Genomic DNA, 11,478 nt, shown 5'->3' with positions numbered 1-11,478 from the left:
GGAGATCGATCCGGCGCCCGCCCGTCTAACAAGCCGCCGCCGGACGTCACAACCTGCGGTAACGGCGCGGAAGCGGCGACGCCGCATCGCGATCGGCGCAACGTGCGCGGTCGCGATCGTCGGCGCCTGGGGCTGCTATCTCGCGTACGAGGCAACCCAGATCAAATTGAATCTTGAACGAGCATCGGATCACGCGACGCAATCGAAAGATGCACTACTGGCGGGTAACTCGGAGACAGGCACACGATCTGCGGCCGATGCGGACCGCTACGCAGACCGGGCCTATGACGCCGCCCACTCGGTCAGCTGGCGTGTCGCCGGAGCGATTCCGTGGCTGGGCAGTCCGTTCGACACGACCCGGCAGATATCCGACGTGGTTCGGGGGCTCACTTCTGATGTCCTGACCCCGGCAGCGCAGGCAGGATCGGCGATGGCACCCAGCCAGTTGATCCTCGACGGAGCACGAATCAACCTGCAGGCCCTGCGTGACGCCGCGCCCAGCCTTGCCGACACTGCCACCGCAGCCGAGGCGCTGGCTGCCGACGCTGCAGGCGTCGGCAGCACGTTCATCGGACCCATCGAGGACGCTCGCGTACAACTCCAACAGCAGACATCGGATCTGTCCACCCTCCTCGGAAACGTCTCGACCGCAGCGGAGATCGCCCCAGCGATGCTCGGCGCCGATGGTCCCCGCACCTACTTCATAGGATTCCAGACCAACGCCGAGGCCCGTGGCACCGGTGGGCTGCTCGGAGGGTTTGCCGAACTACACGCGGTCGACGGAACAGTCCGAGTCGACGAACTTGCCAGCAACCGAGATCTGCCGATCCAAGGAAAGCAACCCATAGATCTGGGACCCGATTTCGAGCGGCAGTACGGGCACAGCCGTCCCACGGTGGACTTCCGCAACAGCAATGTGAGTTCCCACTTCCCTTATGCAGCCCAGATCTGGCGCTCATTGTGGGAGCAGGAGTCCGGCGTGCAGGTCGACGGCGTGATCGGGACTGATCCGGTCGCGCTCAGCTACCTACTCGACGTGGTCGGACCGGTCACCATGCCGGACGGCGAGAAGATCACCGCCCAGAACGTCGTGGAACTGACAGAATCGACAGCATACTCACGGTTCGCGGACAACAACACCGCACGAAAGCGCTATCTCCAAACCGTGGCGGCCAAGGTGGTCGAACGCATGACCGGCAAGATCTCCCGGCCACAAGCACTGCTGGAAGCACTCGGAAAGGCCGCGAACGAGGGGCGAATCGCGGTGTGGAGTTCGGTTCCATCCGAGCAGGCGGCGCTGGCTCCAACCGCCCTGGGGCACACCGTCCCAGACGACGACGCACCCTACGCCAGTCTCGTGGTGAACAACTTGGGCGGCAACAAGCTCGACTACTACCTCGGCCGCGATCTCGAGTACGTCGCCGACGGCTGTGTGGGCAACACGCGAAAGTCCCGGGTAACCGCACGCCTCACGAACAATCTTCCCGACGGTGACTACACCCAGTACGTTGCGGGCATGTTCGACAACCCGATGGGCGCGCCTGTCGGCACCAACCTCACCAACCTATCCCTGGTTGCGACGCGCGGCGCAAAGCTCGACAAGGTAACAGTCGACGGCAAGCCCGCTTTTGCCTTCACCGGAGCCGAGCTCGGACACCCTGTTTTCGATGTTCAGTTTCCCATACCCCAAGGGCGGACTGTCGAAGTCGTGTTCGAGTTGACCGAGCCGACGAACTCCGGAGCACCACGAGTTCCGCTGCAGCCGCTGATTGATGTTGCCGCCGTCACCGTCGACGTCCCGACCTGCGATGCCTCCTGACTTCACGAACGCGCCGTCGCGGATTCACGCGCTGCAACGCATATCCGCGCGAACCTCCACCTCGAAAACTCTTGTGTTGCCATCTCTTTGTGCCGGACCAGGCCAAACGCACCGACGGCCCCCGAGACCGGAGAGTCGACAACGCCTCGACATGTGACACTCGTGCAGGAGCGATACTATGTCCGAACTACGCGGCGAGTTCCGCGCTGCTTGAATCTGCCGGGGGATCAATGAGAACTGCGATCGCAGACGACAACGCCCACGTCCATGACAGGCACAGACCCGGCACGACACTGGGGGGTGCAGTGTGGATCGCGATCGTGGCGATCACCCCGGTCCACCGGCTCCTCATGGTCTACGGCAGTCCCCAGCTGCCGTACCTGATTCTCGCCGTGATCGTCGCGTGCACACTGCTCGGTCGTATGAGACTCCCCCCTGCCGCCGGCGTCTGGATCTTTGCACTCGTATCGATCCCGCTCGCCTCCGTCATCGCCGGGACTTCTTCGAGTGTCCTGCAGAGCGCCTACGTTGGCGTGAAGCTCGGACTACTGGTAGGACTGACGCCGTTCATAATCCGCTACTACGCGATTGAAAGAAAAACGTTCATCCGCTACTCCGTCGTCGCATTCCTTACCGTGCAATCACTCTCGGCGGCCGTCGGAATTGTCCAGCTGACTGGCGGGTCAGTGGCAGGCCTACACGCCAACTCCGGTCGCGCGAACGGTCTCGCCATCCATCCCAATGTGCTGGGAATCATGGCCGGAATCGCCATACTTATCGGGTTTGTGGTAATTCACAAGACCACCGGTCGAAGTCGATTTCTCGCTTGGGCGGTGATCGTTCTCAATATTGCCGCCCTGGTCGGCAGTGGAAGCCTGAGTTCAATGCTGTCGCTGGCAGCAGGCGGAGTGGTGCTACTCGTTGCAATGCGCGCGACGGCAAAAACAGTCTTCCGGGTCGTCGCGGGCGCGGTAATTTGCAGCAGCCTCGCGATTGCACTCGGTTATGACCCGAGTTCGGTCGTCGAGCCGGTTCAGGGAAGAGTCGACACGGTTCTCGGTTTGTCTGACGGTGTTGCCTCTTTGTCGATCCGTCAGGCAACCTACGACTTCGCCATCGAGAGCATCCGCTCCGATCCTCTGATCGGCGTCGGAATGGACTCGATGCACCAGGGTACGTTCAACGGCCTGACGGTTGTCCACAATTACCTACTGAGGTCGTGGTACCAGGGCGGACTTCTACTCTTCCTCACTTTCGCAATCATCTCGATCGCGCTGCTCGTCCTGATCGGTAAGTCGCTTGCCTCAGGCCGTGACGGGCTACAATCTGCTGTCATCGCCGCCGTCATCGCATTCGGCCTGACCTCGGCATTCTACGATCAACAGCAGTACTGGCTTCCGTTGCTGTTCGCCGTTGCGGTCACGAACCTGCCTGCGACAAGAAATGCCATCCAAGAGAAAAATGCGGTCCCGTCGACCGCGGCACCACAAGACTCCAAGGAAGAAGTTCGATCATGACCGCAATCCGGCCACCACATGAGCTCACTGTCATCATCCCGGCGTTCAGAGCCGAAGGCACGATCCAACGGGCAGTCGACTCCGCCCTCGCAGCCGGAGCCGAGACCGTAATCGTCGTGGACGACGGCTCCGACGATGCGACTGGCCAGCGCGCAGAAGCGGCCGGAGCAATCTGCATTCGACAGGAGAATGCCGGCGCCGCCAAGGCTCGCACCACCGGTGCCACACACGCGACGAGCAAGTACCTGATCTTCTTGGATTCCGACGACGAGCTGATACCCACGGCCGTGCAGCGTTCCGTCCAGATCCTCGAGGAAACCCCTTCGCTCGCAGTGGCCGCCGGGACCGTGATCGGGGTCGCCGAAGGTGGAGCCGAACGTCCGTTTCCGGTGCGCTACAGCCCGGTGACCACCGAATCTCTACTGATCAACGGCTTCGGTCCATGGCCTCCCTGCGCGGCCGTCGTGCGCCGCGAAGCCTACCTCCAGTCGAAGCTGGCACAGCCCGAAGCGCTCGCTCCCCGGTTCGCGGAAGACTACGAACTCCTCATCCGGCTTTCCTTGGTAGGGGGCATTGACGTCAGAGATGAGCCGTCCTGCCGCTACAGCCTCGCCGGGGGTAAGTCCGTGCGCTCGGCGACTTCGGCGATCGAGGCCAAGGAACAGATTCGCGACCACTATGCCCGGCACCTGCATATCGAGATCGAGCAGATGTCCGAGCGCCGAATCAAGATGGCCGCGTCCGCGCGACGTGCGCGCGCGGAATGGGCCTCCGGCAACAAGATCGGCACCGCTGTGCGCTTGAGTGAGTGGTTTCTCGCCGACCCGGTCTACGCAAGTCGCAAGCTGCTGTCGAAGCCGTGGTCGCGGAACTGAATCCGGCTGATCAGGCAGCTACGACCTTCTTCTTGTCGAGGATCTTCTGCACAGCGCGGGAGGCAGTTCGGAAAGCCTCCCGCGCAAACTCCGATGTGACCCACAGAACGAGCGCATAGACCACCATCGAGACCAATCCGACGCCGATCGCGGCAATGCGATCGGAAATCGTCAACGCAGCCACTTGCCCGATAACACCGACCGGAACAGAAAACAGGAAAATACTCTTCAAGCCGGCGAGAAAGAGCGTGCCCATCTCCGTTCCAGTCACCCGTCCGCACCACCAGTACGACAAGATCCAGTTGACCCCGTAGCCCACCGAGTGGCCGACGGCGACGCCGACGGCACCCCATGGCAGTCCGGCCAGCATCGACAGGATGATCAGCGGTTGGGACACCAGGTAGAAACGGAACTGCGCACCAGTGGCACCCTTCGCCAGGAATACCCAGAACGTCACCTGATTGAGAGCTCGGAAGATCCCACCCACGGTCAATGCCTGGAATATCGGAACCATCAGATCCCAGGTATCACCGAATACGAGATTCACAATAGGATCGGCTAGGCCGAACAGGACACCATAGGCCACACCCAGAACAACTCCGCCCATGAGTTGGCCGGTCTTCAAGAAGGAATTGAATCTCTCCCGCTGGTCCGCCACTCGGGTGAGGATTGGGACCGCGACCCGGGTGAGTGGCGCCGAAATCTGGTTGATCGGGACCATCAAGAGTTGATACGCCCGACTGTACATGCCGAGGTCGGCCGGCMCCCAAAAGTATCCCAACGAAAGGTTGTCCACATTTCGTGTGAAATACGCTATCCCCTGGGTACCGAACAACCCCAACCCGAAGGACAACAGGTCTCGAACCGATCCTTTTCGGTTCGGCAGTCCGGGGAACCATTTGGCGGTGATCATCGCCAGGATCAGGCCCGAGACCGCAGTCACCAACTGCTGGCAGACCAGAGCCCAATAGTCGGCTTGCACCCACAGCACGAACGCCACTGCCGAGGCCAAGCCCAACGCCACAGGCAGTGTGTCGACCAGTGCCAGCATCTTGAAGTCGAGTCGGCGGTTCAACTCCGCGCGAAACTGGGTGGCGACTCCGTTGACAATGAACACGAGCGACGTCCATCTGACGATGTCGCTCAGTGCATCGTTCGAGAATGCCGACGCAACCAGTGGCGCAACGAGATACGTGACTGCCGCCAGGAGGAACCCGAGGACCGTGTTGATCCAGAACAGGTTGGACTGCTGCCCCTTCGAGAGGTTCTTCTCGCGGGCCGCAGCCGTCGAAAGCCCAAAGTCCCTTGCCAACTCACCGAAGGCAACCAACGACGCGACGATGGCGACAAGACCGAAGTCTTCGGGGCTCAACAGACGTGCAAGCACCACGGTGCCCGCGAACATCACGACAATCCGAATCAGCTGGCCGGCGATCGTATAGGAGGCGCCGCGCGCTGCGGTCGATGCCAGCGGCGCCGATTCAGCGTGACTGTCATCGACGAGATCTCTTGGACCCGCGCTCATCTCTTGCTGCCGAACATCTCTCGCCCGACCGACCCCAATCGGTTGCGCGCCTCGTCGACGGCTTGGACCAGACTCTCACGCATTCCCGCCAGATCGGTCTCGCTCAACACGTCGAACTCTCGCGCTGGACGTCCCTCTTGGTTCCCAGTCCACTCCAGACCGACTGCTCCGAAGTGCCGACGGATCTTTCCTGCTGACGTCTCGACCCAGCCGAGCGGCAGTGCACCCTCTGTCGCACCCACGATCAGTCCATGCAGCCGGTCTCCGACCACCAGTGCGCAATCCGCGTAGATTCCCCGAACCTCGGCCTCACGTGCCGAGTGATCGCCGTCCTCCCATCCCGACACCGAACCACCGATCTCGCCTGCCAACCACTCAGCCATTGCGGCGTCACGATGAACCTGAACCACGACGACCGGGGTGAGACCATGCAAACTGGCAGTCTCCTTGATCCACGAGATCCATTCGGAGGAGGGACGTTCACGATCCCCGCGGATCACGACGGCCAATCGCGAACGAGCGTCCGGCGCCTTCCACTCACAAGTGGCGGTGCCGAGTGCGAATGCCCAATCAGGAGCAACGCCACTTCTCGAGGCAACCACAGCCTGGGATTCGCTGTCTCGGAAGCGCACGTAGTCACAGAGACTGGCCACTAGTCGGTAGGGCCAAGCCAAGAACCTCCGGCGCTCCGGCTGCGGCACTCCGGCGCCGACCCAGATTCCGCCCCCTCCCCGAGGCTTCGTCCACAGGATGAGTATCGCGAGAGTGAGCATGCGGAGAGCTCCCTTGCGGGAGACCGGAACCTCCCCTGCGTTCAGGGCCACAACAGTCGGCCGGGACATGCCCGAGCGCAGTGCGGCCGAATACCAATCCCGATAGCTCCGAAAGACTCTCTCCGACGCTGCCAGTCCCAGTCCGGCAAGAAACTCGTCACTCGCCTGTCCCGTCCAGGGATTGACATCGCCGTGATCCCGCAGGCGCGCCAGGTACGCACGACGCAGGAGTGAGTCCCCGATGTTCTCGTCCTGCCCGGTGGCCCAGACGAAGACACCGGGGCCCGAGTGGCTCTGCTCGCGATCTCCAGTCATGCCCGCCCTGTCATCTCGAGGCCGTCGGACCTTACTGCACCGATCGACAGTTCTCGAATATCCGCCAGGAGCGCCTCACGCCCCACACTCGCCGATTCCAGTGCGCCACGCTGTCGCAGCCGATAGTCTTCTCGCACCGCGGCATCCGAGACCAGCTCGTCGATCTGCTTCAGGATCCGTTCAGGCTCGAACATGTTGACGTTGTGGACGTAGTCCGCAATTCCCAGATCGGCGAAGGCGCCAAAACCTTTGCGTTCGTATGCGAGATGGATCACGAAGTGTCCCGCCCTGAGCGCCATGAGAGCGGCGTGAAGTCGAACCGCGACCACGACGCGCGTTTCGGACGCAGAACCCATCAGTTCACTACGTGTCAAGATCCGTTCAGCACCAATCGAGTTCATTGCAGCACGATCGTCGTTCCCGCCGGTCTCGCTCTGAACGTAGCCGTCGAATGTTCCGATCTGACGGCAAAGGTCGAGAACCAGAGGCGGAACGACCCCCCTCACGGGGCGCGCACTCACGACGGGTACGGGTGCCGGCGCAGTGTCTCCGACCGCAGCACCGGCGCCGAGGATCGCAAGGTCCGAAGCGCGCACAGCGCCGTAGGCGCCATACTCGGCGAGGCTACGATCATCGCGGACGTAGAACCGCCGAACCTTGCTGACACCGTGCCCGATCATTCTGTACGTGAATGATTTCGCGGGACCCACACTCTGTGGAAGGTAGATCGTCGGTGTCGATGTTCGCGCCGCGGCCAGAAGTTGCGGTCCATGAACAAGCGACGTCTTCGCGGCCTCTTCCAGGTATCCCGCTCGCAGATAGCCTCCACCGACACCGACTACGAGGTCGAAATCATCGAGTCCACGCAACAATCGCAGATACGCGCGGTCGTACCCCCGCAGTCCCGGCGCCGAGTTGACGACCGTGATCCCGAGGTACTCGAATGTTTCCGGGTGTGATGCCGCAAGAGTGAATTCGACGTCCTGCCCGAGAGCTTCTCGGACGATCTCGAGCGATTCCTCCACCAGCAGTCCATCACCGGCATTCGACGCGCTGTAGCCGTGGAGCAGAGCGACCTTCACCTATCCACCACCGATCTGTAGACCTCGACGTGTGCTTCAACGCTCTTGTCCCACGAGAAGGTCGAGGCCCATGCTCGACCGCGGTCGGGTGCGGTCGTCAGCCATTCCTGGTCAGCCAACGCGTCCCGTACCGACCGCGCGATCGAATCGCGATCGATGTCTGCCGTAACCATCGCCGGTCCCGCAACTTCTCGCAGTGCCCCGCGCTCCGAAGTGATGACGGGGGCACCCGCGGCCATCGCTTCGAGTACAGGAAACCCGAATCCCTCGTACTTGCTCGGAAAGACAAAAGCGGTACAGCGCTGCATCAGCGCGATCTTGTCGTCCTCCGAGATGAAGCCGAGGTAGTGCACATTCGGGCTGGCGAGGATCGCAGCCATCGACTCGTCCGAGTCCCAGGCGGGCTTACCCGCGATCAGGAGTGGGAGCTTCGCGTCGGACAACGGCCCGCACGACATTGCCTCGACCAGTTCGACCAGATTCTTGCGAGGTTCGATGTTCCCGACGTAGAGCAGGAACTCGGCGGGCACCTTCGCCCGGAGTTCCTCTGACAACGTTCGCGGTTGGGCGAACTTCTCGCAGTCGATTCCGTGAAGAATCACCGAGATCGATTCCCGGTCCACCCCGAATACATCGGCAATATCGTCTGCGCTGGACTCGGAGACCGTGACGACTCGGTTCGTTCGCTTGATGGCCGCACCGACCCTTGCACGCCAGATCCTCTCGGCATGAGGTTTACGGACGCCCTCGACCCATTTGCTCGCCACGCCGTGAACTGTCACTACCGAGGGAGACCTCGTCGAGATCAAGGGCCCGGTATCTGCCACATAGTGGAGGACCTGGTCGGGAACCGGCGCGGCAAGCGCCTGAACAGTCTCGAGGGACAGCGTCGCGACGGGGTTGTTCGCGTAGCGCATCGACGCGACGTCGATACCGCGCTCGCGCAGGCCGGCAGCCAGCGTGCGTGCATAAGTCGTGTTGCCACCGACATGCCGCTCGAGAATGCGACCGGGCATCAGAATCTTCATGCTGCATCCTCCGGGGAGACTCCGTACAAGTGCGACAGAGCACGGTGCTGGACACTCGACGAATGGATATCGAGCGATCTTGCGGCCGTCGACTGGACCGACGCGCGGTACTCCGCATCGTGCGCGAACCGCAGGACGCTCCTTGCGGCATCGGCTGCCTCAGCACCGGCGGATGCGAACCCTAGACCACCGAGGGTGGCGATCTCCCGGGTGAGGACGGGAGTGCCCAGCGAGACTGCCTCCAGCAGTGTCATGGGAGCTCCTTCCCAGCGAGCGGGGTGAAAGTAGAGATCCGCCTCCGCCATCCGCTCGAGCGCCTCGCTGTTCGAAAGCCAGCCGGTGACAGTAACTCCGGCATCGATCAGCTCCTGCTTGAGGCGGGCATCTCCTTCACCGATCCACGTCCACTCGATCGACGTGTCCTCGATGCTGTCGACCACTCGGGCAAGAAAGGACGGGTCCTTCTGGGCCGAGATTCTTCCGACAGTCACGACGCGCGTTCGTGTGGACTTCTGCTGCTTGCCCGCGAGGGCGTACCGCGACACATCGCCCGCAACATTCGGCAGATAGGTCACGGATGCTCGGTCGGAGATCAGACGGGCCGCCGTAGCGGCTTCGTGCGGACTGATGGCAGCAATCGTGTGTGGCCTGCGACTGAGTAGGTACTCGGTGCCGAGATACCCCGCACGTACGAGCGGACGAATGTCACTGCGCAGGAACGAGTAGGAATGCGGCGTGTACACAACCCTCACGCCGGGAAAGCTGAACGCGCGAAGAGCCCCCGCGAAGCTCGAATGGAGGTGAACCACCCTCGGCTGCTTCTCTCGAATCGCTCGCCGCGCCGAGGAAATGAACTTCACCATCGATCCCTCGAGTCGAGACACTTCGACGTCGGGCAGTTCCCCGACGTCGTGTGCGCTCCTGGTCCGAACGACCAATTCGTGCCGGAATCCAGGCGAGTTCTCGATGTATCGGTTGATAGCTGTCTGGACTCCACCGCCGTAGGCTTCAGACACATGGAGCACGTCCAGGCTGTTCTGTGCGCGCTGATGTTCGACCTGCATGCCTTTCACTTTCGGACGCATCGAGCCGGCCCGAGAACCAACTCGGGGCCAGCGGATCGGGCTCGGTTCTCCGACCACCAGAATTCGAGACTTCCAGGTGAAGTCAGCATCGGCCCATCCCCCGGTAGGCCCATCCCGCGTCTCGCCACTCCTCCGGCCGCAGGCAGTTGCGTCCATCGATGATGCGCTGCTGGCGGACCAATGAGGCCAGCTTGGACGGCCGCATCTCGCGGAACTCCTTCCATTCGGTCAGGACGAGGATCACGTCAGCACCGGCTACCGCTTCCGTCACACTCGTCGCATAGCCGAGGGTCGGGAACAGCCGTCGCGAGTTGTCCATCGCCTTCGGGTCATAGACCGTCACGGTCGCGCCCTGGAGCTGAATCTGGCCGGCGACATTGAGTGCCGGAGAATCCCGCACATCGTCGGACTCCGGCTTGAAGGCGGCGCCCAGAACGGCTACGCGAGTCCCGAGGAGTGTTCCGCCGCAGGATTCGCGGGCCATCTCGACCATGCGAGTGCGGCGGCGCATGTTGATCGCATCCACCTCGCGGAGAAAGGTCAATGCCTGGTCTGCGCCGAGTTCACCGGCGCGTGCCATGAACGCCCGAATGTCCTTGGGGAGGCAGCCTCCACCGAACCCGACCCCGGCATTCAAGAACCGGCGGCCGATCCGGGCGTCGTGACCGATCGCGTCTGCCAAGACAGTGACGTCGGCGCCCGCGGCCTCACAGACCTCGGCCATCGCATTGATGAACGAGATCTTGGTGGCGAGAAAGGCGTTTGCCGACGTCTTGACCAACTCCGCGGTGGCGAGATCGGTCACCAGGAAGGGGATCTTCTCCTCCAGCAACCGGGCGTAAACCTCGCGTGCGACCTCTTCTGCGCGCCCCGGACGCTCACGGTMGACGCCGAGTACGAGCCGATCCGGGTGCAGGGTGTCCTGGACCGCGAAGCCCTCACGGAGGAACTCCGGATTCCATGCGAGATCGACGTCGACTCCCGCAGGCGCGAGTGCACGAGCCCGAGCGCCGAGTCGCTCGGCCGTACCCACTGGCACAGTGGACTTTCCGAGGATCACGGACGAACGGGTCAGGAGCGGGGCCAGCTTCTCGATTACCGCATCGACGTACGTCAGGTCTGCCGCGAACTCGCCCTTTTTCTGCGGGGTTCCGACACCGACGAAGTGCACATCCGCAAACTCCGCGGCTTCCTCGTACGACGATGTGAACCGCAACCGACCAGCCTCGATGTTGCGCTTGAGAACTTCTTCGAGCCCGGGCTCGTAGAAGGGGACCTCGCCGGCCTCGAGCTTCGCCAGCTTCGATTCGTCGACGTCCACACCGAGAACCTGGTGCCCAAGCTCTGCCATGCATGCGGCGTGTGTCGCGCCCAGGTAACCGGTACCGAATACCGCCATCGGAGTGCTCATGATCTGCCTCAATCTTCGAGTTTCGTGATCGACAAATACCGGCGTCGG

At 62.4% G+C, this 11,478-nt stretch carries 9 protein-coding genes; 3 read left to right on the top strand and 6 right to left on the bottom strand.

The features are described 5' to 3' along the window. Positions 1-4 precede the first annotated feature (4 nt). From AB4Z09_RS13745 to AB4Z09_RS13735, 3 genes are all read left to right on the top strand, one after another. Positions 5-1,819 carry a DUF4012 domain-containing protein gene (locus AB4Z09_RS13745; protein ID WP_442239976.1) on the top strand — a complete coding sequence of 605 codons (1,815 nt, stop codon included), beginning with the start codon at positions 5-7 and terminating at the stop codon, positions 1,817-1,819. 320 nt (positions 1,820-2,139) lie between these two features. Continuing rightward, positions 2,140-3,336 (top strand): O-antigen ligase family protein, encoded by a 1,197-nt coding sequence (locus AB4Z09_RS13740; protein ID WP_442239970.1) that lies wholly within the window; start codon positions 2,140-2,142, stop codon positions 3,334-3,336. Continuing rightward, the gene (locus tag AB4Z09_RS13735) at positions 3,333-4,211 is read left to right on the top strand and encodes a glycosyltransferase family 2 protein (RefSeq protein ID WP_442239969.1); all 879 of its coding nucleotides are present in this window, start codon (positions 3,333-3,335) and stop codon (positions 4,209-4,211) included. Before AB4Z09_RS13740 ends, AB4Z09_RS13735 begins: the two co-directional genes overlap by 4 nt. A gap of 10 nt (positions 4,212-4,221) precedes the next feature. Here the strand turns inward: AB4Z09_RS13735 and AB4Z09_RS13730 are convergent, their stop codons facing one another. The 6 genes from AB4Z09_RS13730 to AB4Z09_RS13705 form a co-directional block, all read right to left on the bottom strand. Beyond that, a complete protein-coding gene (locus tag AB4Z09_RS13730; RefSeq protein WP_442239968.1) occupies positions 4,222-5,736 on the bottom strand; it encodes a lipopolysaccharide biosynthesis protein in 1,515 nt (504 codons plus the stop codon). Further along, a complete protein-coding gene (locus AB4Z09_RS13725) occupies positions 5,733-6,824 on the bottom strand; it encodes a polysaccharide pyruvyl transferase family protein (protein WP_442239967.1) in 1,092 nt (363 codons plus the stop codon). Before AB4Z09_RS13725 ends, AB4Z09_RS13730 begins: the two co-directional genes overlap by 4 nt. After that, entirely contained in the window at positions 6,821-7,906 is a 1,086-nt protein-coding gene (locus AB4Z09_RS13720) for a polysaccharide pyruvyl transferase family protein (protein ID WP_442239966.1), read from the bottom strand. Before AB4Z09_RS13720 ends, AB4Z09_RS13725 begins: the two co-directional genes overlap by 4 nt. Then, positions 7,903-8,934, bottom strand: a complete 1,032-nt coding sequence (locus AB4Z09_RS13715) for a glycosyltransferase family 4 protein (RefSeq protein ID WP_442239965.1) — start codon at positions 8,932-8,934, stop codon at positions 7,903-7,905. The genes AB4Z09_RS13720 and AB4Z09_RS13715 overlap by 4 nt, the downstream gene beginning before the upstream one ends. Then, positions 8,931-9,998, bottom strand: a complete 1,068-nt coding sequence (locus AB4Z09_RS13710) for a glycosyltransferase (protein ID WP_442239964.1) — start codon at positions 9,996-9,998, stop codon at positions 8,931-8,933. The genes AB4Z09_RS13715 and AB4Z09_RS13710 overlap by 4 nt, the downstream gene beginning before the upstream one ends. A gap of 103 nt (positions 9,999-10,101) precedes the next feature. After that, on the bottom strand, positions 10,102-11,430 hold the full coding sequence (locus AB4Z09_RS13705; protein WP_442239963.1) for a UDP-glucose dehydrogenase family protein: 1,329 nt from the start codon (positions 11,428-11,430) through the stop codon (positions 10,102-10,104). Between the last annotated feature and the right edge of the window lie 48 nt (positions 11,431-11,478).

Origin of the sequence: Rhodococcus sp. TAF43, from assembly GCF_052113525.1 — a bacterium.
In the GTDB taxonomy this organism is placed as follows: domain Bacteria; phylum Actinomycetota; class Actinomycetes; order Mycobacteriales; family Mycobacteriaceae; genus Prescottella.
This window is presented reverse-complemented; position numbering and strand designations above follow the sequence as displayed.